Origin of the sequence: Lysobacter zhanggongensis (assembly GCF_046638635.1) — a bacterium.
GTDB classification, from domain to species: Bacteria; Pseudomonadota; Gammaproteobacteria; order Xanthomonadales; family Xanthomonadaceae; genus Novilysobacter; species Novilysobacter luteus.
Genome location: NZ_JBJXHK010000018.1, coordinates 16,823 through 42,912 on the forward strand (window position 1 = coordinate 16,823; position 26,090 = coordinate 42,912).

Below are 26,090 nucleotides of genomic sequence, written 5' to 3' on the forward strand. Positions count from 1 at the left end.
TTGTCATGCGTAGAGCTGCTTGTAGCCGTAGACCAGTCCATAGGCGACCACGACCGTCGCCACGATGGCGAAGCTCAGCGCCACGCGCGCCACGTCCTGGCGGCGCTCGGCGGGCGTGTGGTAGGTCGGGATAACCGCCAGCAGCGGCGCGCCGATCCGGCGCGACAGGTGCGATGCCGAGCGGATGCGCGGGTCGAAGCGTGCGCGCAGGAACACCACGCCCAGCGGCAGCAGGATCGCCAGCATCAGGCCGCCGATCGCGAAGTGCATGAAGCGCAGGCCGGTGGGGCGCAGCGGCATGGTGGCCGGGTCCTGCACCCGCAGCGTGAGGCCACGTTCTTCCTGGTCGAGCTGCATCGACACGCGTGCGTTCTCGCGCCGGCGCAACAAGTCCTGGTAGAGGTCGCGGTTGACCTCGTAGTCGCGCGTCAGCTCGGCCAGTGCGCCCTCGGCGTTGACGATGCTGCGGCGGCGGCCCAGCTCCTCGCCGAGCATCGACTGCGAGACCCCCAGCCGGGCGTTGGTGGCGGCCATTTCGCGCAGGGCCTCGTCGCGCTGCTGGCGCAGCTGCTGGTAGTGAGGGTTGAGCTGTGCGCTCTCGAATGGCGTGCCGCCCTGGGCTGCGGTGTCTGGGCGCGCGGCATCTTCCTGCATGGCGCGCTTGATGTCGGCGATCTGGTGCCGCAGGCGGACCACGTCCGGGTACTGCTCCGTGTAGTTGAGCAGCAGCAGGTCGACCTGGCTCTGCAGCTCCACCAGCTGCGCGCCGTACAGGTTGGCACGCGTCTGCACCGCGGTGACGGCCGACTCGCGCGAGAGCTGCGAGGCCAGCGCGGCGGCGCGCGACCGGTGCTCCTGCAGCTCCATGCGGTTCTGGCTGACCTGGGTGCGCAGGGCCGAAACCCGGTTGTTGACCTCGGCGGTGCTGTCGGGCTGGGCGTCGGCATTACGCGACCGGTACGCCTGCAGGTTCTCCTCGGCTTCGATCAGCTTGCGGTGGTACGCCTGTACCTGGCTGTCGATGAACTCGTAGGCCTCGCGGCTCTCGCGCTCCTTTGTCTCCAGGCTCTCGGCGATGAACAGCTCGGCCAGCCGCTCGGTTACCCGGAAGGTGCGCTCGGCGTCGGAGTCGCTGTAGACGATATGCACCAGGTCCTCGCGTGGGCTGGTGACCCGGGTGTTCTCCTGGATGCGCTCCATCCTCCGGTCGCGTTCGATCGGGGACGGGTTGTCGGCCAGCCAGCCACCGGTGGCGAGGATGTCCTCCAGCACCTTGCGGCTGAAGATCACCTGGCGCGCCATGCCGGCGCGGTCGGTCACGCCGGTGGCGACCGCGCGTCCTTCCAGCAGCGGCTGGATGATGTCGCTCTCGCGCGCGAGGATCGTGGTCGAGGCGACGTAGTTGCGCGGCAACAGGAACAACCCGACGAGCAATGCCAGCAGGGCGACCGCTCCAAAGGTGGCCGCGATCGGCAGCGCGTGGCGCCGGCACTCGGCCAGCAGCACCGGCACCAGCTCGTCCGGCGGCAGGGCGTCCGGTACCGCGACGGCCGTGCGTCGCGCCGGAAGGGCGATGGCGTTCATCAGAACGTGCGCTCCGGAACCGTGATCACGTCACCCGGGGCGACCGGATAGTTGGTGGCGAGATCGCCCCGTTCCAGGATCAGGTCGAGCCGCACGCCATGGGCCTGCGCGCCGTTGCTGGTCTTGCGATGCAGGTTGGACCGCCCGGGCGCGGCGAACTCGGTGATGCCGCCGGCCTCCAGCACTGCGTCGAGCACGGTCATGCCCTGGCGGTACGGGATCGACACCGGTTGCTGCACGGCGCCGGTGACCCGCACCCGCGACAGGTACTCATGGCTGCGCAGGTCGGTCAGGATCACCGCCACCTGCGGGTCGCGCACATAGGCCGCCAGCTTCTCCTGCAGGTCGGCGGCCACGTCCTGTGGGGTCAGCCCGGCGGCGGCGACGTCGCCGACCAGCGGTACCGAGATCATGCCGTCGGGACGCACCGGCACGGTGATGCCCAACTCGGGGTTGCGCCACACCGACACCTGGACGATGTCGTCGACGCCGATGAGATAGGCGTCCACTGCGTTGGCGGATTGGGCCGGCGGCGCATCGGCAAGCGAGCCGCCGCCGCTCGCGCACGCGGCAAGCAGGGAGCACAACAGGAGGGACAGGAAGGAGGCGGCAGCTCGCAGGTTCATCGTGGCGTTTCCCCGGATTCGCAGACTTCAACGACTGATCCGAGCCAACCCGGCCACGAGTCCGGATGCGGATGCGGACGGGTTGCGACCTGCTTGGTCCTGCGATGGTCGGGTTTGGCGTTGTACCGGTCATCGGGCGGGCCTGGAGGGCAGCATGCATATCCTGGTGACGGGTGGAGCCGGCTACATCGGGGGGCACACCTGCGTGCAGCTGGTCGAGCGCGGCCACCAGGTCGTCGTCGCCGACAGCTTCGTCAACAGTTCGCCGGCCGTGCTGCCGCGGTTGCGTCGGCTTACCGGCGCGCCACTGGTGGCGCACCGGGTGGACCTGCGCGATGCCGATGCACTGTCGGCGCTGTTCGCAAAGCACCGGTTCGACGCGGTCATCCACTTCGCCGCGCTGAAGGCGGTCGGCGAGTCGTGCAGCCGTCCGTTGGACTACTTCGACAACAACATCTGCGGCACGATCACCCTGCTGCGGGCAATGCAGGACGCCGGCGTGCAGCGGCTGGTGTTCAGCTCATCCGCCACCGTGTACGGCAACCCGCGGCACGTGCCCGTGCGGGAGGATGCGGACCTGCAGGTCACCAATCCGTATGGCCGCACCAAGCTGGTGGTGGAGCAGTTGCTGGCCGATGTCTGCCAGTCCGGCAGCGGCCTGCACGTGTGCAACCTGCGCTACTTCAACCCGGTCGGCGCGCACGCGTCCGGGCTTATCGGCGAGGACCCGGGCGGCTTACCCAACAACCTGATGCCCTTCGTTTGCCAGGTGGCGGTCGGTCGGCGCAAGCGCCTGCAGGTGTTCGGTGGCGACTACCCGACCGTGGATGGCACCGGCGTACGCGATTACATCCATGTCGTCGACCTGGCGCGGGCCCACGTCGACGCGATCGAGTACCTGCAGCGCGGCGATGCTGGCGCGACGGTCAACCTCGGCACCGGCCGCGGAGTGAGCGTGCTGGAACTGGTGCGCGCGTTCGAGCGTGCGTCGGGCCGGCAGGTCCCGTACGAGATCGTCGATCGCCGGCCCGGGGACGTCGCCGAGGTCTACGCCGACCCTGGCCTGGCCCGGCGGCTGCTGGGTTGGGAAAGCCGGCTGGGCATTGACGACATGTGCCGGGATGCCTGGCGCTGGCAGTTGATGAATCCACACGGCTATGCGCCGGCGCCGCGTACGAAACCGTCCGGCCGTGCACCGGTCGGGATCCCCGCGCCGAGCGCTGCCAAGGCAGCCGGGCGCACGCCCGTGGAGGGGCCGGTCCGCGTTCCCAGCGTCACGCCCTGAATCCCGCCAACAAAAAGTGGTTGATCGGCGTACCAATGTGCATTAACGTGCTAACGCGTTAATACATTGGAGCGCGGGATGAAGCGTCGTTCGGACGGGGTTGGAGAGGTGCAGGAAGACGTGCTGGACACGCTGGCGTCGGTGATCGACCGCCTGCGCGGGCCCACGGAGGTCCGCGCGTTCCTCGAGGACCTGTGCACGCCGGCCGAACTCGAGTCGATGACTGACCGGTGGCGGGTCGTGCCGCTGCTGGCCCAGGGCATCCCGTACCGCGAGATCCACGAGCGCACCCATGTCAGCGTCACCACGATCGGCCGCGTCGCGCGGACGCTTGAGCGCGGCGCCGGCGGTTACGGCCAGGCACTCAAGCGCAGCCGCGCGGTCGCGGCCAAGTAACGCACCACCCCCTTTTCGAACCAGGAATACCGGGATGACCCCTGTGCCCCCCGCGCGCGATCGCCTGCGCATCGCGATCCAGAAATCCGGCCGGCTGGCCGACCCCGCCCGCGCCTTGCTCGCTTCCTGCGGGTTGAGCTGGCGCGAGAGCCGCGACCGCCTGTTCTGCTACGGCGAGACGCTGCCGGTGGACCTCTTACTGGTGCGAGACGACGACATCCCCGGCCTGATCGCCGATGGTGTCTGCGACCTGGGCGTGGTCGGCCGCAACGTGCTGGCCGAGCAGGGCGCCGACCGGGCTGCGAACGATCGCCCCGCCGCGTTCCGCGAATGGCGGTCGCTGGGCTTCGGCAGTTGCCGGCTGGCGCTGGCGGTGCCGGAAGGATGGGCCTGGCAGGGACCGGCGCAGCTGGCCGGCATGCGGATTGCCACGAGCTATCCGGCATTGCTATCGCGCTGGCTGGCCGATCAGGGCGTGGCCGCCGAGGTGGTGTTGCTGTCGGGGTCGGTGGAGATCGCGCCGCGGCTGGGCCAGGCCGATGCGGTCTGCGACATCGTCTCCAGTGGCGCCACCCTGGCGGCCAACCAGCTCAAGCCGGTCACGACGATGTTCGAGAGCGAAGCGGTGCTGGCGGGGCCCGTGGCCGAGCTCGACGCGGTGCGTGGCGAGCTGGCGGCACTGCTGTTGCGCCGCCTCGACGGGGTGCTGCGCATGCGGCACAGCAAGCTGCTGCTGTTCCAGGCACCGCGCGCGGTGCTGCCGTCGCTGTTGCCGCTGCTGCCCGATGCGGAGGCGCCGACGGTGATGCAGGTCGAAGGCGCGGACGAGCTCGCGCTGCAGGCGCTGTGCCACGGCGCGGTCACCTGGCAGCGGCTGGAGGAACTCAAGCGGGCGGGCGCGCGCGGGCTGATGGTGCTGCCGGTCGAAGGGATGCTGGCATGAGCCGGATCGTGGACTGGAATGCACTCGATGCGCAGGGCCAGGACGAACTCCTGCAACGCCCGGCGCAGAAGACCGGCGCCAATGTCGCCACGACCGTCGCAGCGCTGCTGGACCAGATCCGCACGGACGGCGATGAAGCGCTGCGGCAGATCGGCGCAGGTCTCGATGGCGTAGCGCTTGACCGCTTCGAGGTGTCCGGCGCCGAGTTCGAGGCCGCGGCCGCCGCACTCACACCGGCCCTGAAGGCCGCCATCATCGAGGCCGCCACCCGGATCGAGCGCTTCCACCGCGTGGGCGCGGGCGAAACACCGGCGGTGGAGACGGCGCCGGGGGTGGTCTGCCAACGCATCAAGCGGCCGATCGCCCGGGTCGGTCTGTACGTGCCGGCCGGCTCGGCGCCCTTGCCATCCACGGCGCTCATGCTCGCCGTTCCCGCCGGGCTGGCGGGCTGCCGCGAGGTGGTGCTGTGCACGCCACCGCGTCGGGACGGCACCGCGGACCCGGCGGTCCTGTTTGCGGCCGCGCATTGCGGCGTGCGGCGGGTATTCAAGCTGGGCGGTGCGCAGGCCATCGCCGCCATGGCGTTCGGCCGCGGCGGCATGCCTGCCTGCGACAAGCTGTTCGGCCCGGGCAATGCCTACGTGACCGAGGCCAAGCGGCAGGTCGCACTGATGACTGGCGGCGCGGCGATCGACATGCCTGCCGGTCCGTCGGAGGTGCTGGTGATTGCCGATGGCGGCGCCAACCCGGCGTTCGTCGCGGCCGACCTGCTGTCGCAGGCCGAACACGGGCCGGACTCGCAGGTGCTGCTGCTCACCGACGACGACGGCCTGCTGGCGAGCGTCGAGACGGCGATGCAGCAGCAGCTCGCCGACCTGCCGCGGGCCGACATTGCCCGGCAAGCCCTCGCGAGCTCGCGGCTGGTACGGGTGGCGTCGATCGAACAGGCATTCGAGGTCAGCAATGCGTACGCGCCCGAGCACCTTATCCTGGCCTTGCGCGAGCCGCGTGGCTGGCTGCCGCGGGTGGCCGCGGCGGGTTCGGTCTTCCTCGGCGACTGGGCGCCCGAAGCACTGGGCGACTACTGCAGCGGCACCAACCACGTGCTGCCGACCGGTGGCGCCGCGCGCTGGTGCAGCGGGCTCTCGGTTGCCAGCTTCCAGACATCGATCACCGTGCAGGAGGTGTCCCCGCAAGGGCTACGCGCGATCGGGGGCTGCGCGATCGAGCTGGCAAGCGCCGAAGGGCTGGATGCGCACCGGCTGGCGGTCGTCCGGCGGCTGGAGGCCCTGGCGTGAACCCTTCACCGACGACACTCCTGCGTCCGGACCTGCGTGGCTTTGCCGGTTATCGTTCGGCGCGCAGCAGCATGGCTGGCGGCGACACGTGGCTCAACGCCAACGAATCGGCGTGGCCCAACCCGGCCGATGACGACGCGCGGGTGCGTCGCTATCCCGATCCGCAACCCTCGGCGTTGCGCGCGCTCATGGCGACCCGCTACGACTGCCGCCCCGAGCAGGTACTGGTCGGCCGCGGCAGCGACGAGGGCATCGACCTGCTGGTCCGCGCGTTCTGCCGGCCCGGCGGGGATGCCGTGGTGGTCACCCCGCCCACCTTCGGCATGTACGAGGTCTGCGCCCGCCTGCACGGCGCTCGGGTTGTCGCCGTGCCGCTGGTGGACGGTGAGCGTGGCTTCGCCTGCGATTTCAATGAGGTCGGCAACGCGGCACTGGCTGCAGGTGCCCGACTGGTGTTCCTGTGCTCACCCGGCAATCCGGTCGGCAGCCGCCTGTCGCTCGCCGCGATCGAGTCGCTCGCCCTGCGGCTGAGGGGCCAGGCCCTGGTCGTGGTGGACGAGGCCTACATCGAGTACTCGGAGGGCGCCTCGGCGGTGTCGCTGATCGGGCGGCAACGCAACGTCGTTGTGCTGCGGACGCTCTCGAAGGTACATGCACTGGCCGGCGCCCGGATCGGCTGCGTGGTCGCCGATGCAGAGTTGGTGGAGGTGCTGCAGCGCTGCCAGTCGCCGTATCCGGTGCCGGCACCCTGCGCGGAACTCGCCTGCCGGGCGCTCGATGACGCGGCCTGGTCGGACACGCTCGGCCACATCGCAATGACGGTCGCCGAGCGGACCCGGATGGGGCGCGCGATCTCGACCCTGCCACAGGTCCGGCGCGTCTATCCGTCATCGGCGAACTTCCTGCTGGTGCGCTTCGCCGATGCCGCCGCCGTGCTGGAGCGACTACTGGGCGCCGGGATCGTCGTGCGTGACATGCGGGGCTACCCGGGCCTCGGTGACGCCCTGCGGATCACGATCGGCACGCCGGACCAGAACGATCGCGTGATCGCCCAGCTTGCCGCGCTGGAGGCCGTCGCATGACCACCGCAGGCCCGATCCTCTTCATCGATCGCGACGGCACACTGATCGAGGAGCGAGAGGACTTCCAGATCGACCGCTACGAGAAGCTGCGCTTCGTCGCCGGCGTGATCCCGGCGCTGCTGCGCCTGCGGGACGCGGGGTACGCATTCGTCATGGTCACCAACCAGGATGGCTTGGGCACCGAGGCGTTCCCGCAGGCCGACTTCGACGGCCCGCATGCGCTGATGATGCAGGTGCTGGAAAGCCAGGGCATCGTCTTCCGCGACGTGCTGATCGATCGCAGCCTGCCGGCCGACAACGCGCCCACCCGCAAGCCGGGCATCGGCCTTGCGATGCCCTACCTGCGCGACCGTGGCATCGACTGGGCGCGTTCGGCGATGGTCGGCGACCGCGAGAGCGACAACGCGTTCGCCCGCAATATGGGTGTGCGTCCGTTCCAGTTGCGCACCGGACAGTTCGGCGGCGAGTGGGACTGGGCCGGTATCGCCCACGAGCTGGTCGATGCGCCGCGTCGCGCACGGGTCGAGCGCAGCACGCGCGAGACCACCATCCAGGTCACGGTCGACCTCGACCGGGCGGCGGACCCCGAGGTCTCGACGGGACTGGGGTTCTTCGACCACATGGTCGAGCAGCTCGGCAAGCACGGCGGTTTCGCGCTGGCGCTGCGCTGCACCGGCGACCTGCACGTGGACGAGCACCACACCGTCGAGGACAGCGCACTCGCGCTGGGCCAGGCCCTGCGCGAGGCGCTGGGGGACAAACGCGGGATCGGACGCTACGGCTTCACGCTGCCGATGGACGAGTCGCTGGCGACGGCGGCGCTGGACTTCTCCGGGCGTCCTTACTTCGTGTTCGAAGGCGAGCTCCGGCGCGAGCGGGTGGGCGACCTGCCGGTGGAGCTGGTCCCGCACTTCTTCCGGTCACTGTGCGAGGGCGCCGGGATCAACCTGCACTTGCAGGTGCATGGCGACAACGATCACCACAAGGTCGAGGCCTGCTTCAAGGCCGTCGCTCGCACGTTGCGCCAGGCCATCCGCCGAGAGGGCCACGACCTGCCGAGCACGAAGGGGTTGCTGTGAACGACGTCGTCCTGATCGATGCCGGCGGCGCCAACCTGGGCTCCGTGCGCTACGCGTTCGAGCGTCTGGGCGCGCGCGTCTCCACGAGTGCCGACCCAGCGGTGATACGCGCCGCGTCGCGCGTCGTGCTGCCCGGTGTCGGTGCAGCGGCGGCGGGCATGGCACGCCTGCGCGAGCTGGGACTGGTCGACGTGGTGCGCGGGCTCAGCCAGCCGTTGCTCGGCATCTGCCTGGGCATGCAACTGCTGTACGAGTCCTCCGAAGAAGGCGACGTCGAATGCCTCGGTCTGCTCCCGGGGCGGGTGGCGCGGCTCGTGCCGGTCGATGGCACGGACGACCGGCCTGCGGTGAGGGTGCCGCACATGGGCTGGAACCGACTGCGACGCATCGGTGACAGCGCATTGCTCCACGGCATCGACGACGGCGCACAGGCGTACTTCGTACACAGCTATGCCGCGCCAGTGGGGCCGGCGACGCTGGCCACGGCCACCCACGGCATGGAATTCCCCGCGGTGGTCGGCGACGGGCGACGGTTCGGTGCTCAGTTCCATCCCGAGCGGTCCGCCACGGTGGGCACGCAGCTGTTGCGCAACTTCCTTTCGGAGGCCATCGCATGAGTGCCGATGGCCGCGCACCGGGCGACGGTGCATTCGACCTGCTGCCCGCCATCGACGTGCGCGACGGCCGGACGGTACGGCTGCGCCAGGGCGACTACGCCCGCGAAACGCGCTACGACGATGCGCCGCTCGCGCTGGCCGCACGCTATGCGGATGCAGGCGCACGCTGGCTGCACCTGGTCGACCTGGACGCCGCGCGTGCCGGCGGATACACGCTTGCCGCGCTGTTGGCGCGGATCGTTGGCGACACCCGGTTGCAGGTGCAGACGGGCGGGGGCGTGCGTTGCGAGGGAGATGTCGCCACCTTGCTCGACGCCGGTGCGGCGCGCGTGGTCGTCGGCTCGCTTGCCGTGCGCGAGCCCGAACGCGTGGCTGGCTGGTTGCACCGGTTCGGGCCGGAGCGGATCACGATCGCCCTCGACGTACGGCAGGACCGGGCAGGGCGCTGGCAACTGCCGACCGCCGGCTGGACCGAGACCAGCGACTCGGCGCTTGCGCCGCTGCTGCGGCGCTACGCCGATGCCGGCCTGCGCCACCTGCTGTGCACCGACATCGCACGTGACGGGATGCTGGCGGGCCCCAACCTGGAGCTGTACGCCCAGCTACGGCAGGTCGCGCCGCAGGTCCGGCTGCAGGCATCCGGCGGCATCCGCGACGTCGCCGATATCGCCGCGGCGCGGGCGGCCGGTTGCGCCGCGGCGGTGCTGGGACGGGCACTGCTTGAAGGGTGGTTCACGCTGGACGAGGCGCTGGACCAGGCGCGGGATGGCCTCGCGGCCGAGGCATCCACGGGGCAGGTGCCATGCTGAGCCGCCGCATCATTCCCTGCCTGGACGTGCGCGATGGCCGGGTCGTCAAGGGCGTTCGCTTCCGCGACCACGTCGATATGGGCGACATCATCGACCTGGCCTTGCGCTACCGCGACCAGGGCGCGGACGAGTTGGTGTTCTACGACATCACGGCCAGTCCGCAGGACCGCTGCGTGGACCGCGACTGGGTGGAGCGGGTGGCGCGGGTGCTGGACATTCCGTTCTGCGTGGCCGGAGGCATCCGCAGCGTCGCCGATGCCCGCACGGTGCTCCACGCCGGCGCCGATAAGGTGTCCATCAACACGCCCGCTTTGCAGCGGCCCGCGCTCGTGAGCGAACTGGCGGATGCGTTTGGCGTCCAGTGCGTGGTGGTTGGCATCGACAGCCTGCGCGACGCCGACGGGCAATGGCGGGTGCGCCGATTCACCGGCGACCCTGCGCGCACCGAGGCTCTGTCGCGCCGCACGCTCGACTGGATCATCGAAGTCCAGCAGCTGGGCGCCGGTGAAGTGGTGCTCAACTGCATGGGCCACGACGGGGTACGCGCCGGTTTCGATATCGAGCAGCTACAGGCGGCCAGACGTGTATGCGGCGTGCCGCTGATCGCCTCGGGTGGCGCCGGGGAGGCAGCGCACTTCGAAGCGGTGTTCACCCGCGCCGATGTCGACGGCGCGCTGGCCGCCAGTGTTTTCCACTCTGGCGCGGTGCCGATCCCCCAGCTCAAGCAGACCCTGCGCGCGCGGGGCGTGGAGGTGCGCGATGCCTGACATCCCCTTCGATCCGGCCGGCCTGGCCTGGGACAAGCAGGGCGGCCTGCTGCCGGCCATCGTCCAGCATGCCGACACCTTGCAGGTGCTGATGCTGGGTTACATGGACCGGGCCGCACTCGCGGCAACGCTGGACACGGGTCGCGTCACGTTCTTCAGCCGCAGCCGCGGCCGCCTCTGGGTGAAGGGCGAGTGCTCCGGCCATCACCTGTTGCTTGAAGGGGTCGAGGCCGACTGCGATGCCGACACGCTGCTGGTGCAGGCCCGCCCGTTGGGCCCGACCTGCCACCTGGACCGCCGCAGTTGCTTCCCGGCGGCGCCTTCGGATTTCCTCGCCGAACTGGACGCCGTGATCGACGACCGACACCGCACGCGGTCGGCCGACAGCTACACCACCCGGCTGTTCGGCGATGGTGTGCGGCGCATCGCGCAGAAGGTGGGCGAGGAGGGCGTCGAGACCGCCCTGGCGGCCGTCGCCCAGGACGACACCGCGCTGCTGGGGGAGGCGGCCGACCTGCTGTTCCACCTGCAGGTCCTGCTGCGAGCACGCGAGTTGTCGCTGGCGGACGCGGTCGGCGTGCTGCGGGACCGGCACGGGGACGCGCCGCCCCGTTGACCGGGGGGACGTACACGTTGCCTCCACCATCGTCGGATGAAGGTTTGGCCTCCCCCCCACGTTCGAGAGGTTGAGGCCATGGCCCGCGACATCCTGGCAACGCTGAAAAACGAGCACGACGCCCTCCGCGGGCTGTTCGCCGACCTGAAGGCCACCACCGACCGCGGGGTCAAGACCCGCACCGACCTGCTCGAGCGGATCGAGGCCGCATTGATCCCGCACGCCAAGTGGGAGGAGCAGGTGTTCTACCCGGCATTCAAGGAGCGCGCCGACCGTGATGGCCTGCAGACCCATGCCGAGGCGTTGGCCGAGCACCACGCCGTCGAGCAGACCATCATCCCCGAGGTCCACGCGGCCGATCCGGGTACGCCCGAGTTCGCCGGTCGCACCAAGGTCTTTGGCGAACTGATCGACCACCACGCCAAGGAAGAGGAAAAGACCATGTTCAAGATGGCGCGCCAGCTCTTCACGGCTGAAGAGCGCGCCCAGCTCGATGAGGAATACGAGGCATGGAAGCAGTCCGATACGGCCGCGACCCTGGTGGCTGCCGAGAAGGCCAAGGCCGGCATCAAGGGCGTGGTGAAGGCCGTGAGGCACTGAACCATTTGCGCGATGGCGCTGGCGGGCGCCGGGTGGGTCAGTCCGCGAGCGCCGCCGCCACCGCGGCGGGACGGTTCATCCACGCGAAGTGATCCGCGCGCGTGTCCAGTGCCTGGGCGTCGAGCTCAAGAGGGCTGACCGACGTACCGGGCATTTTCGACAGCAGGAACCGAAGCGAAGACGCCGGTGCCAGCCAGTCGTCGTCCATCACCACCGCGCGGACGTCGTGCGTCATGGCGGCAAGCCCGGCTTCGAGATCCACGTCCAGCCCGGCAGCTGCATAGCGTCCCCCCAGCGCTGTGCGCGCCCAGTCGGCAATGACGCCCCGGGCCTCGTTGCCGCCGAAACCGATCCGCCGGCCGGGCAGGGCGCCGTAGCGTCGGGCAAGCCACGGCAGGAAGCGGTACGCGAGAGGCAGGCCGTAGCGCAGCGGCCGTGGAAACGCGCGCCACCACGGGGCGCCGCTGGCAACCAGCCACAGCTCCTGGGCCGATCCAGGCGACATTGCCAACCGGCAGGCGGCCAGCTGGCCGCCGAGGCGGTGGCCGCCAATCGCGCGGCGGATACCGGGGTCCGGGAGCACCTCCGCCATCGCGGCTTCGCTGGCAGCCAGGTCGAGTGCGAGCAGTTCGCGGTAGCCCCAGTCGGTGCCCCGGCCGGCACGCAGGCTGCTGCTGCCGTGGCCGCGCCACTCGTGGAGGAAGGTGGCCACGCCCCGCTGGGCCAGCGCCTCGGCCAACGGCAGGTAATGCCTTGCCGCGACCCCAAGCGCGGGGAGCCACAGCGCGGCGGCGCGTGGTCGCTGCGGGATCCTGGCGACCAGAACCGCGTCGTGGCCGTCGGCGCTGGAGACGGGGAGTTCCAGTGCCTGCATCACGCCACCGGGGTACGGTCGGCGGCACCGAAGTGGTCGAGCACCACGACATGCCCCAACCCGGGCCGGTATCCGGAAAGCAGGGCACGGTGCACGTAGTCGGACGCCTTGTCGCAGGCGGCGCGCAGGTCGTCGCCCAGCGCCAGCCGCGCCGCCACCGCGGACGCGAGGGTGCAGCCGGTTCCATGCGCTTCGCCCGGCAGGCGGCGGTGGCGGATTTCGTGGATGGCGCCGCCCCCGGCCAGCAGGTCGACGATATCGCCGTTGCCCGGCAAGTGACCGCCCTTCAGCAGGACCGCCCGTGCGCCAAGGGCCAGCAGTGCGTGGCAGGCATCGCGCATGGCGTCGAGGTCGGCGATCGGCCGCTCCAGCAGCAACTCGGCCTCGGGCAGGTTGGGGGTGATCAGCGTGGCCATCGGGAGTAGTCGCTCGCGCAGGGCGGACAGCGCGTCGGGTTCCAGCAGGCGCGCCCCGGACGTCGCGACCATCACCGGGTCGAGTACGACCGCGGCCGGTGCATGGGCTTCAAGCGCATCGGCAACGGCGTGGCTGACCTCGGCGCTGGCCAGCATGCCCAGCTTGACCGCCGTGATGCGGAAGTCGGCGAAGCAGGTGTCGATCTGGGCGCGGAGGAAGCCCGCGTCGGGCACGTGGACCGCGGTCACGCCGCGCGTGTGCTGGGCGGTCAGCGCGGCGATCGCACTTAGGCCGTGCACGCCGTGCGCGGCGAAGGTCTTGAGGTCGGCCTGGATGCCGGCACCGCCGCCGGAGTCGGAACCGGCAATGGTGAGTGCGGAAGGCGGGCGGGGATCGGAACTGTGCATCCGCGCATTGTCGCCGAACGTATCGGCCGCGTGCCGCTCCTACAAAGGTTCCGTGTCGCGAAGCATGGTGAACTGGCGGTAGAGGAAGTACCCCAGCCCAGTGCCGCCGGTCAGCGCCGCGGGCACATAGAGCGCGGCGTAGCCGATGCCGCCATACAGCACGGCTCCCACGACGCCGCCCAGGAAGAAGAAACTGATCACCAGCGAGCACAGCGCGAGCCGCCGCCGCGCCAGTGGCAGCCCGCGCAGCGAGTGGCCGAGCATGATGCCCAGGTCGGTGAACATCCCACTGACATGCGAGGTGCGCACCAGCGCGCCGCTGTACGTGGTGGCCATCGCGTTCTGCAGGCCGCAGGCGGTGGCCGCGAGGATCGGCCCGGCCAGGTGTTGCTGGCGGAACAGCGGCACGGCCGCCAGCAGCATCAGCGACTCGATCGTCAGCACCACACCGTAGCGGCGCCCGAGCCGCAGCGTGCTGTCCTGCACGATCAGCCCGCTGAGCATCGAGCCGGCCACGAACGCGAGCAGCATCGCCCCCAGCCCCAACGCCATGCCGGCATCGCCGCCGACCAGCGCGGCCGCCAGCAGCGAGGTATTGCCGGTCAGGTGGGTGACCGCCTGCTGCTGGAAGCCGAGGAAGCCGACCACGTTGACGATGCCGGCCACGCTGGCAAGCGCGGCGGCACCGACCCAGACCCACGTGGCCAGCCGCTCGGCCATCGCCTACAGCACTTCCGAGGCGTAGTCGGCCAGGCGCGAGCGCTCGCCGCGGCGCAGGGTCACGTGGGCGCTGTGCGGCCAATCTTTGAAGCGGTCGACCGCGTAGGTCAGGCCGGAAGTCGTCTCGGTCAGGTACGGCGTGTCGATCTGCTCGACGTTGCCCAGGCAGATGATCTTCGTGCCCGGACCGGCACGCGTGATCAGCGTCTTCATCTGTTTCGGGGTGAGGTTCTGCGCCTCGTCGAGGATCAGCCAGCGGCTCAGGAACGTGCGCCCGCGCATGAAGTTGAGCGAGCGGATCTTGATGCGCGACGCCAGCAGGTCGTTGGTCGCCGCGCGGCCCCAGCTGCCGCCGTCCTGGTTGTGCGTCAGGACCTCGAGGTTGTCGGTCAGCGCGCCCATCCACGGCGTCATCTTCTCTTCCTCGGTGCCGGGCAGGAAGCCGATGTCCTCGCCGACGCTGACCGTGGCGCGAGTCATGATGATCTCGCGGTAGCGCTGCTGGTCCATCGTCTGCGCCAGGCCGGCGGCCAGCGCCAGCAGGGTCTTGCCGGTGCCGGCAGTGCCGAGGAGGGTGACGAAGTCGATCTCGGGGTCCATCAGTGCATTGAGCGCGAAGTTCTGCTCGCGGTTTCGCGCGGTGATGCCCCACACCGAGTGCTGGTTGTGGCGGTAGTCATCGACGATCTGCAGCGTCACCTTGTCCTCGGTGACGCGCGTCACCTTGAGCTCGGCCTCCTCCTCGCCGGGCAGGTAGAGGAACTGGTTGGGGTACCAGCTTCCGTCGGTCGTTTCATCGCCGTCGACCCGCGAGATCTCGTAGTAGGTGCGGCCCCGGTCGGTCCAGGACTTGAGGTCCTTGCCGTGGCGCTTCCAGAAGTCCTCCGGCAGCGCGGTGGCGCCGGTGTAGAGCAGGCTGAAGTCGTCGAGCGCGCGGTCGTTCTCGTAATCCTCCGACACGATGCCGGCGATCGCGGCCTTGATGCGCAGGTTGATGTCCTTGGAGACGAACACCACCGGCAGGTCCGGCTCGGCCTCCTTCAGCGCCAGGATCGCGCCGAGGATCGCGTTATCGGGAACCACCGCGCCGAAACGCCGGCCGGCGTCGAAGTTGTCGGTCTGGAATCGCAGGCAGCCGGCGCTCTGCGCGCCACGCAACTGCAGGCCCTGCGGACGGAGCAGCGGAATGCCCTCGATCACCCGGGCAGTGCCGGCCGCCTCCACCAGTTCGTTGAGGAACCGGCTGACCTGTCGCGCGTTGCGACTGGCCTCGGAAGTGCCCTTCTTGCCGTTGTCGAGTTCTTCGATGACCTGCATCGGCAGGTAGACATCGTGTTCCTCGAACTTGAACAACGCGGTCGGGTCGTGCATCAGCACGTTGGTGTCGAGCACGTAGATCCGCTTGCCTCTGGTCATCGCGAGCTCCGGTCGGGAAGGGGACAGCTGGGTAACGCTGGGGCACGGCAAAGCACCGCCACGGACCCGCAGGGCGGGGTGGCGGAGCGGCATGGAACGGGCGGGGTCACTGCGTGGCGACAGCCTTGAGTTCGTCGAGCACGGCCTGCGCGTGGCCGGGCACCTTGACCGGCTGCCAGACGCGGGCGATGCGCCCGGCGGGGTCGACCAGGTACGTGCTGCGCACGATGCCCATCACCTTGCGGCCGTACATGTTCTTTTCGCGGATCACGCCGAAGGCGTTGCACAGCGCCTCGTCGGCATCGCTGACGAGCTCGAAGGCGAAACCCTGCTTGTCGCGGAAGTTGCGGTGCGATTTCACCGAGTCCCGCGAGACGCCCAGCACGCTGGCGCCGACGGCCTCGAACTCGGGAAGGAGTGCGTTGAAATCCTGGCCCTCGGTGGTGCAGCCGGGCGTACTGTCCTTCGGGTAGAAGTACAACACCAGCCACCGGCCGGCGTAGTCGGCGAGGGTGACGCTGCGCTCGTCGGAGAGCGTCAGGGGAAGCTTGCCTGGGACCTTGTCGCCGGTTTCAAGCATTGCAGACTCCTCAGAACTTCATCGGATCCATGATGGCGTCGAGGTTGAGGTGATCGCAGAACTCGAGGAAATCGTCGCGCAGCGCGGCGATGTGCATGCTCGCCGGTACGCCGATGGTGACCTGGGCGGAGAACATGTCCGCGCCGGTCTGCATGGCGCGGTAGCGTGAGCAGTGCAGGCTCTCGATCGTGATCCCCTCGCGGTCGAAGAAGTCGGCCAGCTGGAACAGGATGCCGGGCTTGTCGGCCGCCACCACCTCGACGATGTAGGGCAGCAGGTTGGACTGCACCTGCTTGGCGCCGGTGCGGTACCAGATCAGCTTCAGGCCTTCCTCGCGCTCCAGCCGCGTCAGCATCGCCTCGAGCTTGGCGATCGCGTCCCACGAACCCACCGCCAGCGCGGTCACCGAAACATCCCGTCCAACCGTGGAAAGCCGTGCGTCGACCAGGTTGCAGCCGCTGTCGGCAATACGCCGCGACACCGACAACAGGGGCGATTCCGGATGCGTCGTATAGGCGTTGATCAGGAGGTGGTTTTCGTTCGGCGACGGCCGGGTGCTGGAATCGGTCAAGGCGGCGCCTGCAAGGAGGGACTGGCTGGAAGCCCGTGGGACGGGGCTTCCGGAAGACTGGACCGCGGGTCGCGAACAGCCCGTGAGCGGTCCTTGAGCTGCGGCCAGCATACTTGCCGGTGCTTTCAGGCCGCAAGTAACATCGGAGCCTCCGCGGTGTCGCTTGCCGCATCCCCCCGAATTGCTCGCGCACCCCGCGTCCAAAGGCACCGACTTGCGAATTTCAGGAAGCATCACCGCCCTGGCGACCCCCTTCGATGCTGACGGCGAGCTCGACCTCGACGCCTGGCGCCGGCTGCTCGACGCGCAGATCGATGGCGGCACCCAGGCGGTGGTGGTGGCCGGGTCCACCGGTGAGGCGGCCGCGCTGTTCGACGCCGAGTTCGACACCCTGCTGCGTTCGGCCGTCGAGTATGTCGCAGGCCGCGTGCCGGTGATCGCCGGCACCGGGCTGTCCAACACCGGCAAGACGATCGAGCAGGGGCGCCGCGCCGCCGCGCTGGGTGCCGACGCGGCGCTCGTAGTCACGCCGCCCTACGTGCGCCCCACCCAGGCCGGCCTGGTGGCGCATTACCGTGCGGTCGCCGACGACGGCGCGCTGCCGGTCATCCTCTACAACGTGCCCGGTCGCACCGGGTGCGACATGCTCCCCGACACCGTGGCCGAGCTGGCCGGTCACCCGCGCATCATCGGCATCAAGGAGGCGNGCGCTGCCGGTCATCCTCTACAACGTGCCCGGTCGCACCGGGTGCGACATGCTCCCCGACACCGTGGCCGAGCTGGCCGGTCACCCGCGCATCATCGGCATCAAGGAGGCGCGCAACGACGTCGCCCGGATGGAAGAACTCCTCGGTTTGCGCGACGAGGCCTTCGTGGTGCTGAGCGGCGACGATCCGACCGCCTGCCGGGCGATGCTGTCGGGCGCCGATGGCGTGGTGTCGGTGGCGTCCAACGTGTTGCCGCGTTCGTTCCGTCGCCTGTGCGAGCTTGCGCGTACCCGGAAGCGCGACGCCGCCGAGGGCTGGAACGACCGCATGCTCGAGATCAACGATTTCCTCGGGGTCGAGCCGAACCCGATCCCGGTCAAGGCGTTGCTGCAGTTGCAGGGGATCGGCCACGGCCTGCGCCTGCCGCTCCAGCCGCTGTCGGCCACCCATCGCGATACCGCAACGCGCATCGCCTTGGCCGTGCGCGAACTAGAAACCGCCTGCGACGCCGTCGCGGACTGACCGGAGAGTCCCCCATGCAATCGAACTCGAACCAACCGCGCCTTCTCGTGGGCAGCCTGCTGCTTGCCACCCTGGTCGCCACCTCGGGCTGCAGCTGGTTCAGCCGCAGTGACGACCTTTACGCCGCCGCCCCGGAAAACCGTCCGTTGGAAGTCCCGCCGGACCTGGACCTGCCCAATACCGGGGCAACGACCGCGCCAGCCGGCCCGGTCACCGCGTCCGGCACCGTGGCTGCGGCGGGCAATGCCGCACCCGTGGGCGCCACTGCCGCCGGCTTCACGGCGAACGGCACGCGCGAGGAAGTGTTCGCGCAGGTCGATGCCGCGCTGGCCTCGATCGAAGGCCTGACCGTCGCCAGCCGTGCCCAGCTGCTCGGCGTGTTCGACGTCAACTACCAGGGCAGCAACCTGCTGGTCCGCGTCAGTGAAGCCGAATCCGGTGCCCAGGTGTCGGTGGTGGATCCGCGCGGCACGCCGGCGACCGGCGCGGTGCCGGGACAACTGCTTGCCCGGTTGCAGGCGGCGCTGGCAGGCAACTGAGCCACGACGGCCGCAGCCTCCAACTCCAAACAACAGAACGGGCGCATCGGCGCCCGTGCTCTTTGATGCGTCCCTTGCGGCAGGCCGGCGTGGGCGGCTCAGCGCTCCAGCAACTCGAGCTTGCCGGGCTTGCCTTCCCACTCCTTGGCATCGGGCAGGCCGTCCTTGCGGGCGGTGATCACCGGCCAGTCCTTGGCAAGGTCGGCGTTGATCTGCACGAACACTTCCTGGCCCGCCGGCACGTCATCCTCGGGGTAGATCGCGTTGATCGGGCACTCCGGCTCGCAGAGGGTGCAGTCGATGCACTCGTCCGGATCGATCACCAGGAAGTTGGGACCCTCGTGGAAACAGTCGACCGGGCACACCTCGACACAGTCGGTGTACTTGCACTTGATGCAGTTCTCGGTGACGACGAAGGGCATGGTTGGGGGGATTCCGGGGGATCGGCGTGGATCGGAAGGGGATTGTAGCCATTCGCTCCATGGCCACCAAAAGAAGAAAGCCCGCACATCGCTGTGCGGGCTTCCGGTGTTTGGCGCTCCCTACGAGATTCGAACTCGTGTTTTAGCCTTGAGAGGGCCACGTCCTAGGCCTCTAGACGAAGGGAGCAAATCCGCGCCGGACTCTCAACGTTGCGCGGCCTGCTAGTATAGAGGGCTATGTTTCGCCCGGCAACGGGTATCCTTGAAAAAATTCCAACGCGGCGACGCCCGCTCGATGCCTGACCAGAACCCATTGCCCAATCCCACGCTGCGGATCATTCCGCGTGACCAGCACAACGTCTCGCGCAAGGACATCAGCCCCAACGCGCTGCGCGTGCTCTACCGCCTGCGCGACGCCGGATTCGGCGGCTACCTGGTCGGCGGTGCGGTCCGGGACCTGCTGGTCGGCGGCCACCCCAAGGATTTCGACGTCGCCACCGACGCGACCCCCGAGGAAGTCCGGGCACTGTTCCGCAACTGCCGCCTGATCGGCCGCCGGTTCCGCCTGGCCCACGTGGTGTTCGGCCGCGAGATCATCGAGGTCGCGACCTTCCGCGCCAACGTCGATGACGGCAGTGGTGACCGCGAGACCCACGAAGGCGGGCGCCTGCTGCGCGACAACGTCTACGGGACGATCGAGGACGACGCCGTCCGCCGCGACTTCACCGCCAACGCGCTGTATTACGCGATCGAGGATTTTTCCGTCCGTGACTACACCGGCGGCTTCGAGGACGTGCAGAACCGCCTGATGCGCCTGATCGGCGATCCGGAAACCCGCTACCGCGAGGACCCGGTGCGGATGCTGCGCGCGGTCAGGCTGTCGGCCAAGCTCGGCTTCGAGATCGAGGCGGCGACGGCGGCCCCCATCCCGGTGCTCGCGCCGCTGCTGGCCGAATCCGCGCCGGCGCGGCTGTTCGAGGAATGCCTGAAGCTGTTCCTGTCCGGGCACGCGGTCCAGAGCTTCCTCGGGCTGGAGCGCCACGGCCTGCTGCCGGCACTGCTGCCGGAAACCGCGCAGGCGCTCAAGTCCAATCGCAGCGGTGCCTTGCGCAGGATGCTGCTGGAAGGCCTGGCGGGTACCGACCGGCGTGTGGCCAACGATGAACCGGTTTCGCCCGCGTTCCTGTTCGCGCTGCTGCTGTGGCCAGCGTACTGCCGTGCCCTGATGGCGCTGCAGTCGCAGGGCGTGCATGCGGTGGAGGCCCAGCGCCGTGCCGCCGACCGGGTCACGGTGCATCAGCTGGGCATGATCGCGCTGCCGCGCCGGTTCTCGGTGCCGATGCAGGAGATCTGGTTGTTGCAGTCGCGGTTCTCGCTGCGCCAGCGCAAGCGTGTCATGCGCATGCTGTCGCATCCGCGTTTCCGCGCGGCCTTCGACTTCCTCGGCCTGCGGCTGGTGGCGTCGAACGAGCACGCCGAGGACGTCGAGTTCTGGCGTGAGGCGCAGCAGCACCCCGACCATATCGAGGCGATGCAGAGTCGGGCGCGCGATGCCGAGTCCGATGACGACGACGGCGGGGAGGGCGGTGACCGCCCCCGCAAGCGTCGCCGTCGCCGTCGCACGCCGGTGGCGTCCGGCGAATGAGCTCGCCCGTGGTCGCGTACGTCGGCCTCGGCAGCAACCTCGGAGACAGCATCGGCCTGCTGGTCGGCGCGATCCGGGCGCTCGGCGGCTTGCCGGGGACGTCGGTGGCCGCGTGTTCGGGGTTCTACCGCACGCCGGCCTGGGGCATCACCGACCAGCCAGATTTCATCAACGCGGTGGCCGAGCTGCACACCGCGCTCGCACCGCAGGCACTGCTGACCGGGATGCTCGGGATCGAGCGCCACGCGGGGCGTGAACGTGGTGCCGCTGCCGATCGCTGGGGGCCGCGGACCCTCGATCTCGACCTGCTGCTCTACGGTGACGCCACGATCGACGACCCGGGCCTGGACGTGCCGCATCCGCACCTGCATGAACGCGCATTCGTGCTCGTGCCACTGGCCGAGATCGCGCCGGATGCCGCCATTCCCGGTCGCGGGCCGGTGCGCGAGGCCCTCGCCGCGATGGCGGCCGGGGACATCGAGGCGCTAACGTATGTCGCTCCGCCGCCTTCCGCGGCGCGCTGACGAGCCACCCCCATGTACAGCTCGACTGAACGACCCGAGCGGCGCGCCGCGCCGTGGACCGTGCCGAAGCTGCGCGACGCCAAGCGAGACGGGCGCAAGCTGGTGATGCTGACCGGTTATGACGCCGGCTTCGCGCGGGCTGCCGACGCGGCCGGCATCGACCTGCTGCTGATCGGCGACTCGCTCGGCATGGTGGTCCAGGGCCACGACAGCACGTTGCCGGTGACCGTGGACCACATCGAGTACCACACCGCGTGCGTGGCCCGCGGGCTGTCGCAGGCACTGCCCGTGGCGGACATGCCGTTCCAGTCGGATGGGTCGTGCGCGCTCGCGCTGGACGCGGCGACGCGCTTCCTCCGCGCCGGGGCGGGGATGGTCAAGATCGAGGGCGCCGGCCACAAGCTGGAGGTGATCCGGCACCTGGTCGAGCGCGAGATCCCGGTCTGCGCACACCTCGGCCTGACCCCGCAGTCGGTGTTGCGCCTGGGCGGCTACAAGGTGCAGGGCCGCGACGATGCGGCCGCCCGTCGCCTCCGCGAGGATGCCGCCGCGGTTGCCGAAGCGGGCGCGGAACTGCTGGTGCTCGAATGCGTGCCGACCGCGGTCGCCGAGTCGATCACGGCCGCGCTCGAGATCCCGACGATCGGCATTGGCGCCGGACCGCACTGCGACGGGCAGGTGCTGGTGCTGCACGACATGCTCGGGCTTTCCAGCGGCCATCGCCGGCCGAAGTTCGTCAAGGATTTCCTGGCCGAAGGCGGTTCAGTGGAAGGGGCGATGCGCGCCTACGCCGACGCGGTCCGCGACGGCCGGTTCCCGGACGACGCACATTCGTATGCCTGAAGACCGGAGCGATCCATGTTGGAGTCGGTAACCGACCTGGCGGTGCTGCGCGAGCAGGTCGCCGGCTGGAAGCGCGAGGGTCTGCGCGTTGGCTTCGTGCCCACGATGGGCAACCTCCATGCCGGCCACCACTCACTGGTGCGGCTTGCGCGCGAGCACGCGGACCGGGTCGTGGCCAGCGTTTTCGTCAATCCGACCCAGTTCGGGCCGAATGAGGATTTCGCCCGGTATCCGCGCACGCCCGACGCCGACCGCGACGGGCTCGCGGCCGCGGGGGCCGACCTGATGTGGCTGCCGTCGGTCGACACGATGTACCCGTACGGTGCCGCAGCGGCGGTGGAAGTGCGGGTGCCGGTGGTGACCGCGGTGCTGGAAGGGGCGCACCGGCCCGGACATTTCGACGGGGTGGCGACGGTGGTGTCGCGTTTGTTCCACCAGGTGCAGCCCGACGTCGCCGTGTTCGGCCGCAAGGATTATCAGCAGCTTGCGGTCATCCGCCGGATGGTGCGCGACCTCGCGTTCCCGGTGGAGGTGCTGGCCGCGCCGACCCTCCGCGAGGCCGATGGACTGGCGATGAGTTCGCGCAACCAGTTCCTGTCGGCGCAGGAGCGTCCCGTGGCGGCGGGTATCCATCAGGTGCTGCAGGGCGTGCGCGCGGCGATCCAGTCCGGGCGGTCGCGCGGGGAGGTCGAGGAAGAGGCGCGTCGCCGGCTACGGGCCTCCGGGTTCCAGGTGGATTACGTGGAGGTCCGCACGCCGGACCTGCTCGAGCCCGACGATGGCGTGGGTGGAGCACGGGTGGCGCTGGTGGCGGCCCGGCTGGGTACGACGCGGCTGATCGACAACCTCGAATTCGACGCCTGAACGCCGAAATCGCTGCATCCGGCATTCCACTCGCGTTTTGTTGCGTCGCGCCATGCGCTGGTAAACTTGCACCCTGATCGCCCGCCGCCCGCGGACGGAGTTCCGGACATGCAACTGAACCTGCTGAAGGCCAAGATCCACCGCGCCACCGTCACCCATGCCGAGCTGCATTACGAAGGCTCGTGTGCCATCGACGGGCGCCTGCTCGACATTTCGGGCATCCGCGAATACGAGCAGGTGCACATCTACAACATCAACAGCGGCCACCGCTTCGTCACCTACGCCATCCGTGGCGAGGAAGGCAGCGGCATCATCTCCGTCAACGGCGCCGCGGCCCACTGCGCGCAGCCGGGCGACCTGGTCATCATCTGCGCCTACGCGGAGTTCGACGAGGTCGAGGCGGCCCGGTACAAGCCGACCCTGGTGTATGTCGACGGCGACAACAAGTTGACCCACACCAACCACTCGATACCGGCCCAGGCGGCCTGATCGGGGAGGCGTCAGGATGACGGCCTCCGCCCCGATCCAGCAGCTGCGCGCGCACGCCGCGCGCCTGTCTGCCACCCCCATCGATGCGCTGTGCGCCGCCGACCCGGCCCGCGCATCGGCGCTGGCGTTGCGCGTCGGTCCGCTGTACGCCAACTTCGCCCGCCAGCGCTATGACGCCGCGGCATTGGCGGCGCTGTTCGCACTCGCCGACCAGGCCGACCTGCCGGGCCGGTTGCGGGCGTTGTTCGACGGCGAAATCGTCAACCGCACCGAAGACCGGCCGGCGCTGCACACCGCGTTGCGCGGCAACCTGTCCAGCGGCCAGCGGGCCGCCGACGCGTCCGCTCTCGCGGCCGACGCCCGACTGCGGATGCGGCAACTGGTCGACCGGATCCAGGCCGGCGGCGTCACCGACGTGGTCAGCGTCGGCATCGGCGGTTCGGACCTTGGCCCGCGGCTGGTGGTCGACGCACTTGCCGCGCCCGGGGCCCCGGTGCGCGTCCACTTTCTTTCCAACGTCGATCCGGCAGCCGCACGGTCGGTGACGCAGGCGCTCGATCCGTCGCGCACCGCGGTCCTGCTGGTGTCCAAGAGCTTCGGTACCCAGGAAACCCTCCTCAACGGGCGGATCCTGCGCGAGTGGCTGGGCGACGACAGCCGCCTGTACGCCATCACGGCAAACCCTGCGCGCGCCGAAACGGCGTTCGCGATCGGCCCCGACCGGATCCTGCCGATGTGGGACTGGGTCGGCGGACGTTATTCGATGTGGTCCGCAGTGGGCTTTCCGATCGCACTGGCGATCGGGATGGATGCGTTCGAGGCGTTGCTGGAGGGCGCGGTGGAGATGGACGCGCACGTGCTCCAGGCACCGCCGCGGGAAAACCTGGCCGCGTGGCATGCGCTGACCGCGGTGTGGAACCGCAATGCGCTCGGGCTTTCCACCCATGCCGTGCTGCCCTATGCGGAGCGCCTGCGGCTGCTACCCAACTACCTGCAGCAGCTGGTCATGGAAAGCCTCGGCAAGTCGGTCCGCGTCGACGGATCGGTGATCGACCTGTCGACCGTGCCGGTGTGGTGGGGCGGGGTGGGTACCGATACCCAGCACAGCTTCTTCCAGGCGCTGCACCAGGGCACCCAGCCGGTGTCGATGGACATGATCGGCGTGGTCCACCGCGATGCGGCGCACCCGGACAATGCCACCGCCCTGCTGGCCAACTTCCTGGCCCAGTCCGAGGCGCTTGCGAACGGCCAGGACAGCAGTGACCCCCACCGGGCCTACCCGGGCAACCGCCCGGGCACGGTGATGCTGCTCGATCGTCTGGATGCCCGGTCACTCGGCGCTCTGGTCGCGATGTACGAGCACAGCGTGTACCTGCAGGGCGTGCTGTGGGGCATCAATCCGTTCGACCAGTTCGGTGTCGAGCTGGGCAAGCAGGTTGCCGACCGGTTGATGCCCGCCCTGCGCGGCGAGGGCGAAGCGGACGACCCGGTCACGCGCGAGCTGGTCGCACAGTTGCGCCGCTGATCGGGCGCGTTGCTCTACGCAGGGCGGTGCCGCGCGAGCGCCCATTCGACGTGTTCGCGCACCAGTCCGTCGTCGCAATGCCGACGCGACTCCAGCGCCGCAACCACTTCCGGCGTGGTCGGCGCGTTGCCCAGGGCGACGGCGATGTTGCGCAGCCAGCGCTGGTGGCCGCTGCGCCGGAGGGCCGACCCCTCGGTCCGTTGCAGGAACTCCTCCTCCGTCCAGGCGAACAACTCGGCCAGGCTGGCTTCGTCGAGGTTGTTGCGGGCGCGGAAATCGGGCTCGTCGGAACGCTTGGCGAACTTGTTCCACGGGCACACGAGCTGGCAGTCGTCACAGCCGAAGATCCGGTTGCCGATCGGCTCGCGCAGCTCGAGCGGTATCGCGCCCTCGTGCTCGATCGTCAGGTACGAGATGCATCGCCGTGCATCCAGCCGGTAGGGCGCGGTGATCGCGCCGGTCGGGCAGACGTCGATGCAACGCGTGCATGTGCCGCAGTGCGGGGTGGCGGGCGTGTCGACCGGCAGCGGCAGGTCGACGTAGATCTCGCCGAGGAAGAACCACGACCCGCCGTTGCGGTCGATCAGGCACGTGTGCTTGCCGATCCAGCCCAGTCCTGCGTTGCGCGCCAGTGCACGCTCGAGCACGGGTGCGGAGTCGACGAACACGCGGTGGCCGAATGGACCCACCACCTCGGCGATGCGCTCGGCCAGGCGTTGCAGGCGCTGGCGCATCAGCTTGTGGTAATCACGGCCGAGCGCGTAGCGCGCGACGTAGGCACGCTCGCCGTCGGCCAGCGTCTCCCAGGCCTCCTGATCGTCGCGGCGGCCGTAGTCCAGCCCGACCGAGATCACCCGTAGCGTGCCGGGGATGAGCTCGGCGGGGCGCGAGCGCTTGTCGCCGTGCCGCGCCATCCAGTCCATCGAGCCATACAGCCCCTGCGCGAGCCAGTCGCGCAGGTGCCCTTCGTCCTCGTCGAGCACGATGTCGCTGATGCCACATCGCTGGAACCCGGCCTCTCGCGCGAGATCCCGGATCCGCTGCGCCAGCTGCGCGGGGTCGGCGCCGGTGGAGTTGTCGGGCAAGGTCGGAAGGGGAATGGTCACGGCGGGGGCAAGTATAGAATCGCGGCCATGACTGGCGCCCCGCACGAGCTGGAAGACCTGCGCGAAGACGACCTCGCGCGCTGGCTGCGGCCGCGCGCGCGCGACAGCCACAAGGGCGACCACGGCCGCGTGCTCTGCATCGGCGGCGACAGTGGTCACGGCGGCGCGATCATGCTGGCGGCCGAGGCGGCGCTGAGGTGCGGCGCCGGGCTGGTCG

At 69.7% G+C, this 26,090-nt stretch carries 29 protein-coding genes, 1 tRNA gene and 2 pseudogenes; 21 read left to right on the forward strand and 11 right to left on the reverse strand.

Annotated elements, in window-relative coordinates; translation table 11 throughout:
* Window positions 1-3 precede the first annotated feature (3 nt).
* Window positions 4-1,584, reverse strand: a complete 1,581-nt coding sequence (locus ACKVMH_RS05000; RefSeq protein WP_412699479.1) for an XrtA system polysaccharide chain length determinant — start codon at window positions 1,582-1,584, stop codon at window positions 4-6.
* Window positions 1,584-2,210: an XrtA/PEP-CTERM system exopolysaccharide export protein gene (locus ACKVMH_RS05005; RefSeq protein ID WP_412699480.1), complete on the reverse strand. Its 627-nt coding sequence runs from the start codon at window positions 2,208-2,210 to the stop codon at window positions 1,584-1,586. Before ACKVMH_RS05005 ends, ACKVMH_RS05000 begins: the two co-directional genes overlap by 1 nt.
* A gap of 154 nt (window positions 2,211-2,364) precedes the next feature.
* On the opposite strand from ACKVMH_RS05005, the gene galE reads away from it, so the two are divergent.
* The 11 genes from galE (at window position 2,365) to ACKVMH_RS05060 (ending at window position 11,702) form a co-directional block, all read left to right on the forward strand.
* On the forward strand, window positions 2,365-3,495 hold the full coding sequence (gene galE, locus ACKVMH_RS05010) for a UDP-glucose 4-epimerase GalE (protein ID WP_412699481.1): 1,131 nt from the start codon (window positions 2,365-2,367) through the stop codon (window positions 3,493-3,495).
* Between the two features lie 78 nt (window positions 3,496-3,573).
* Window positions 3,574-3,891, forward strand: coding sequence for a YerC/YecD family TrpR-related protein (locus ACKVMH_RS05015; protein ID WP_412699482.1), 318 nt, complete (start codon window positions 3,574-3,576; stop codon window positions 3,889-3,891).
* 34 nt (window positions 3,892-3,925) lie between these two features.
* The gene (gene hisG / locus ACKVMH_RS05020; RefSeq protein WP_412699483.1) at window positions 3,926-4,834 is read left to right on the forward strand and encodes an ATP phosphoribosyltransferase; all 909 of its coding nucleotides are present in this window, start codon (window positions 3,926-3,928) and stop codon (window positions 4,832-4,834) included.
* Window positions 4,831-6,132, forward strand: a complete 1,302-nt coding sequence (gene hisD, locus ACKVMH_RS05025; RefSeq protein ID WP_412699484.1) for a histidinol dehydrogenase — start codon at window positions 4,831-4,833, stop codon at window positions 6,130-6,132. Before hisG ends, hisD begins: the two co-directional genes overlap by 4 nt.
* The gene (gene hisC, locus ACKVMH_RS05030) at window positions 6,129-7,214 is read left to right on the forward strand and encodes a histidinol-phosphate transaminase (protein WP_412699485.1); all 1,086 of its coding nucleotides are present in this window, start codon (window positions 6,129-6,131) and stop codon (window positions 7,212-7,214) included. Before hisD ends, hisC begins: the two co-directional genes overlap by 4 nt.
* Window positions 7,211-8,293, forward strand: coding sequence for a bifunctional histidinol-phosphatase/imidazoleglycerol-phosphate dehydratase HisB (gene hisB, locus ACKVMH_RS05035; protein WP_412699486.1), 1,083 nt, complete (start codon window positions 7,211-7,213; stop codon window positions 8,291-8,293). Before hisC ends, hisB begins: the two co-directional genes overlap by 4 nt.
* Window positions 8,290-8,910: an imidazole glycerol phosphate synthase subunit HisH gene (hisH, locus tag ACKVMH_RS05040; protein WP_412699487.1), complete on the forward strand. Its 621-nt coding sequence runs from the start codon at window positions 8,290-8,292 to the stop codon at window positions 8,908-8,910. The genes hisB and hisH overlap by 4 nt, the downstream gene beginning before the upstream one ends.
* On the forward strand, window positions 8,907-9,719 hold the full coding sequence (gene hisA, locus ACKVMH_RS05045; protein ID WP_412699488.1) for a 1-(5-phosphoribosyl)-5-[(5-phosphoribosylamino)methylideneamino]imidazole-4-carboxamide isomerase: 813 nt from the start codon (window positions 8,907-8,909) through the stop codon (window positions 9,717-9,719). The genes hisH and hisA overlap by 4 nt, the downstream gene beginning before the upstream one ends.
* Complete coding sequence (hisF, locus tag ACKVMH_RS05050) at window positions 9,713-10,486, forward strand: imidazole glycerol phosphate synthase subunit HisF (RefSeq protein WP_215218217.1); 774 nt, start codon at window positions 9,713-9,715, stop codon at window positions 10,484-10,486. The genes hisA and hisF overlap by 7 nt, the downstream gene beginning before the upstream one ends.
* On the forward strand, window positions 10,479-11,102 hold the full coding sequence (gene hisIE / locus ACKVMH_RS05055; protein ID WP_412699489.1) for a bifunctional phosphoribosyl-AMP cyclohydrolase/phosphoribosyl-ATP diphosphatase HisIE: 624 nt from the start codon (window positions 10,479-10,481) through the stop codon (window positions 11,100-11,102). Before hisF ends, hisIE begins: the two co-directional genes overlap by 8 nt.
* 78 nt (window positions 11,103-11,180) lie before the next feature.
* Entirely contained in the window at window positions 11,181-11,702 is a 522-nt protein-coding gene (locus ACKVMH_RS05060; RefSeq protein ID WP_215218215.1) for a hemerythrin domain-containing protein, read from the forward strand.
* Between the two features lie 37 nt (window positions 11,703-11,739).
* Here ACKVMH_RS05060 and ACKVMH_RS05065 read toward each other — a convergent pair whose 3' ends face one another.
* The 6 genes from ACKVMH_RS05065 to ACKVMH_RS05090 form a co-directional block, all read right to left on the reverse strand.
* Window positions 11,740-12,576: an alpha/beta hydrolase family protein gene (locus ACKVMH_RS05065; protein ID WP_412699490.1), complete on the reverse strand. Its 837-nt coding sequence runs from the start codon at window positions 12,574-12,576 to the stop codon at window positions 11,740-11,742.
* A complete protein-coding gene (gene thiD / locus ACKVMH_RS05070; RefSeq protein ID WP_412699491.1) occupies window positions 12,576-13,400 on the reverse strand; it encodes a bifunctional hydroxymethylpyrimidine kinase/phosphomethylpyrimidine kinase in 825 nt (274 codons plus the stop codon). Before thiD ends, ACKVMH_RS05065 begins: the two co-directional genes overlap by 1 nt.
* Before the next feature lie 39 nt (window positions 13,401-13,439).
* Entirely contained in the window at window positions 13,440-14,120 is a 681-nt protein-coding gene (locus tag ACKVMH_RS05075; protein WP_215218212.1) for a YoaK family protein, read from the reverse strand.
* Window positions 14,121-14,123: 3 nt separating this feature from the next.
* Complete coding sequence (locus tag ACKVMH_RS05080; protein ID WP_215218211.1) at window positions 14,124-15,536, reverse strand: PhoH family protein; 1,413 nt, start codon at window positions 15,534-15,536, stop codon at window positions 14,124-14,126.
* 106 nt (window positions 15,537-15,642) lie between these two features.
* The gene (locus tag ACKVMH_RS05085; protein ID WP_215218210.1) at window positions 15,643-16,116 is read right to left on the reverse strand and encodes a peroxiredoxin; all 474 of its coding nucleotides are present in this window, start codon (window positions 16,114-16,116) and stop codon (window positions 15,643-15,645) included.
* A 10-nt stretch (window positions 16,117-16,126) separates the two neighbouring features.
* Window positions 16,127-16,798, reverse strand: a complete 672-nt coding sequence (locus ACKVMH_RS05090) for a glycine cleavage system transcriptional repressor (protein WP_215220340.1) — start codon at window positions 16,796-16,798, stop codon at window positions 16,127-16,129.
* 103 nt (window positions 16,799-16,901) lie between these two features.
* On the opposite strand from ACKVMH_RS05090, the pseudogene ACKVMH_RS05095 reads away from it, so the two are divergent.
* From ACKVMH_RS05095 to ACKVMH_RS05105, 3 genes and pseudogenes are all read left to right on the forward strand, one after another.
* Window positions 16,902-17,382, forward strand: a pseudogene (locus ACKVMH_RS05095) (dihydrodipicolinate synthase family protein); the annotation flags it as partial.
* 60 nt (window positions 17,383-17,442) lie between these two features.
* Complete coding sequence (locus ACKVMH_RS05100) at window positions 17,443-17,916, forward strand: dihydrodipicolinate synthase family protein (protein WP_412699498.1); 474 nt, start codon at window positions 17,443-17,445, stop codon at window positions 17,914-17,916.
* 14 nt (window positions 17,917-17,930) lie between these two features.
* Complete coding sequence (locus tag ACKVMH_RS05105) at window positions 17,931-18,455, forward strand: hypothetical protein (RefSeq protein ID WP_412699492.1); 525 nt, start codon at window positions 17,931-17,933, stop codon at window positions 18,453-18,455.
* A 98-nt stretch (window positions 18,456-18,553) separates the two neighbouring features.
* Here ACKVMH_RS05105 and fdxA read toward each other — a convergent pair whose 3' ends face one another.
* Window positions 18,554-18,877, reverse strand: a complete 324-nt coding sequence (gene fdxA, locus ACKVMH_RS05110) for a ferredoxin FdxA (RefSeq protein ID WP_215218207.1) — start codon at window positions 18,875-18,877, stop codon at window positions 18,554-18,556.
* A gap of 111 nt (window positions 18,878-18,988) precedes the next feature.
* Window positions 18,989-19,064 (reverse strand) — tRNA-Glu (locus tag ACKVMH_RS05115).
* 108 nt (window positions 19,065-19,172) lie between these two features.
* Here ACKVMH_RS05115 and pcnB point away from each other — a divergent pair.
* The 6 genes from pcnB (at window position 19,173) to pgi (ending at window position 24,767) form a co-directional block, all read left to right on the forward strand.
* Window positions 19,173-20,522: a polynucleotide adenylyltransferase PcnB gene (gene pcnB / locus ACKVMH_RS05120; RefSeq protein ID WP_412699493.1), complete on the forward strand. Its 1,350-nt coding sequence runs from the start codon at window positions 19,173-19,175 to the stop codon at window positions 20,520-20,522.
* Window positions 20,519-21,046, forward strand: a complete 528-nt coding sequence (gene folK, locus ACKVMH_RS05125) for a 2-amino-4-hydroxy-6-hydroxymethyldihydropteridine diphosphokinase (protein WP_412699494.1) — start codon at window positions 20,519-20,521, stop codon at window positions 21,044-21,046. The genes pcnB and folK overlap by 4 nt, the downstream gene beginning before the upstream one ends.
* 12 nt (window positions 21,047-21,058) lie before the next feature.
* Complete coding sequence (panB, locus tag ACKVMH_RS05130) at window positions 21,059-21,889, forward strand: 3-methyl-2-oxobutanoate hydroxymethyltransferase (RefSeq protein WP_412699495.1); 831 nt, start codon at window positions 21,059-21,061, stop codon at window positions 21,887-21,889.
* 15 nt (window positions 21,890-21,904) lie between these two features.
* Window positions 21,905-22,753, forward strand: a complete 849-nt coding sequence (gene panC, locus ACKVMH_RS05135) for a pantoate--beta-alanine ligase (RefSeq protein ID WP_412699496.1) — start codon at window positions 21,905-21,907, stop codon at window positions 22,751-22,753.
* Window positions 22,754-22,861: 108 nt separating this feature from the next.
* Window positions 22,862-23,242: an aspartate 1-decarboxylase gene (gene panD / locus ACKVMH_RS05140; RefSeq protein WP_215218202.1), complete on the forward strand. Its 381-nt coding sequence runs from the start codon at window positions 22,862-22,864 to the stop codon at window positions 23,240-23,242.
* A 16-nt stretch (window positions 23,243-23,258) separates the two neighbouring features.
* Window positions 23,259-24,767, forward strand: coding sequence for a glucose-6-phosphate isomerase (gene pgi, locus ACKVMH_RS05145; RefSeq protein ID WP_412699497.1), 1,509 nt, complete (start codon window positions 23,259-23,261; stop codon window positions 24,765-24,767).
* Window positions 24,768-24,781: 14 nt separating this feature from the next.
* Here pgi and queG read toward each other — a convergent pair whose 3' ends face one another.
* Window positions 24,782-25,852 carry a tRNA epoxyqueuosine(34) reductase QueG gene (gene queG, locus ACKVMH_RS05150; RefSeq protein ID WP_412699499.1) on the reverse strand — a complete coding sequence of 357 codons (1,071 nt, stop codon included), beginning with the start codon at window positions 25,850-25,852 and terminating at the stop codon, window positions 24,782-24,784.
* Window positions 25,853-25,945: 93 nt separating this feature from the next.
* Here queG and ACKVMH_RS05155 point away from each other — a divergent pair.
* Window positions 25,946-26,090 (forward strand): annotated as a pseudogene (locus ACKVMH_RS05155) (bifunctional ADP-dependent NAD(P)H-hydrate dehydratase/NAD(P)H-hydrate epimerase); the annotation flags it as partial.

Coding starts and splice junctions, on each gene's coding strand:
- ACKVMH_RS05000 (WP_412699479.1), bottom strand. CDS start 1,584: ATGAACGCCATCGCCCTTCCGGCGCGACGCACGGCCGTCGCGGTACCG.
- ACKVMH_RS05005 (WP_412699480.1), bottom strand. CDS start 2,210: ATGAACCTGCGAGCTGCCGCCTCCTTCCTGTCCCTCCTGTTGTGCTCC.
- galE (WP_412699481.1), top strand. CDS start 2,365: ATGCATATCCTGGTGACGGGTGGAGCCGGCTACATCGGGGGGCACACC.
- ACKVMH_RS05015 (WP_412699482.1), top strand. CDS start 3,574: ATGAAGCGTCGTTCGGACGGGGTTGGAGAGGTGCAGGAAGACGTGCTG.
- hisG (WP_412699483.1), top strand. CDS start 3,926: ATGACCCCTGTGCCCCCCGCGCGCGATCGCCTGCGCATCGCGATCCAG.
- hisD (WP_412699484.1), top strand. CDS start 4,831: ATGAGCCGGATCGTGGACTGGAATGCACTCGATGCGCAGGGCCAGGAC.
- hisB (WP_412699486.1), top strand. CDS start 7,211: ATGACCACCGCAGGCCCGATCCTCTTCATCGATCGCGACGGCACACTG.
- hisA (WP_412699488.1), top strand. CDS start 8,907: ATGAGTGCCGATGGCCGCGCACCGGGCGACGGTGCATTCGACCTGCTG.
- hisF (WP_215218217.1), top strand. CDS start 9,713: ATGCTGAGCCGCCGCATCATTCCCTGCCTGGACGTGCGCGATGGCCGG.
- hisIE (WP_412699489.1), top strand. CDS start 10,479: ATGCCTGACATCCCCTTCGATCCGGCCGGCCTGGCCTGGGACAAGCAG.
- ACKVMH_RS05060 (WP_215218215.1), top strand. CDS start 11,181: ATGGCCCGCGACATCCTGGCAACGCTGAAAAACGAGCACGACGCCCTC.
- ACKVMH_RS05065 (WP_412699490.1), bottom strand. CDS start 12,576: ATGCAGGCACTGGAACTCCCCGTCTCCAGCGCCGACGGCCACGACGCG.
- thiD (WP_412699491.1), bottom strand. CDS start 13,400: ATGCACAGTTCCGATCCCCGCCCGCCTTCCGCACTCACCATTGCCGGT.
- ACKVMH_RS05075 (WP_215218212.1), bottom strand. CDS start 14,120: ATGGCCGAGCGGCTGGCCACGTGGGTCTGGGTCGGTGCCGCCGCGCTT.
- ACKVMH_RS05080 (WP_215218211.1), bottom strand. CDS start 15,536: ATGACCAGAGGCAAGCGGATCTACGTGCTCGACACCAACGTGCTGATG.
- ACKVMH_RS05085 (WP_215218210.1), bottom strand. CDS start 16,116: ATGCTTGAAACCGGCGACAAGGTCCCAGGCAAGCTTCCCCTGACGCTC.
- ACKVMH_RS05090 (WP_215220340.1), bottom strand. CDS start 16,798: ATGCTGGCCGCAGCTCAAGGACCGCTCACGGGCTGTTCGCGACCCGCG.
- ACKVMH_RS05100 (WP_412699498.1), top strand. CDS start 17,443: ATGCTCCCCGACACCGTGGCCGAGCTGGCCGGTCACCCGCGCATCATC.
- ACKVMH_RS05105 (WP_412699492.1), top strand. CDS start 17,931: ATGCAATCGAACTCGAACCAACCGCGCCTTCTCGTGGGCAGCCTGCTG.
- fdxA (WP_215218207.1), bottom strand. CDS start 18,877: ATGCCCTTCGTCGTCACCGAGAACTGCATCAAGTGCAAGTACACCGAC.
- pcnB (WP_412699493.1), top strand. CDS start 19,173: ATGCCTGACCAGAACCCATTGCCCAATCCCACGCTGCGGATCATTCCG.
- folK (WP_412699494.1), top strand. CDS start 20,519: ATGAGCTCGCCCGTGGTCGCGTACGTCGGCCTCGGCAGCAACCTCGGA.
- panB (WP_412699495.1), top strand. CDS start 21,059: ATGTACAGCTCGACTGAACGACCCGAGCGGCGCGCCGCGCCGTGGACC.
- panC (WP_412699496.1), top strand. CDS start 21,905: ATGTTGGAGTCGGTAACCGACCTGGCGGTGCTGCGCGAGCAGGTCGCC.
- panD (WP_215218202.1), top strand. CDS start 22,862: ATGCAACTGAACCTGCTGAAGGCCAAGATCCACCGCGCCACCGTCACC.
- pgi (WP_412699497.1), top strand. CDS start 23,259: ATGACGGCCTCCGCCCCGATCCAGCAGCTGCGCGCGCACGCCGCGCGC.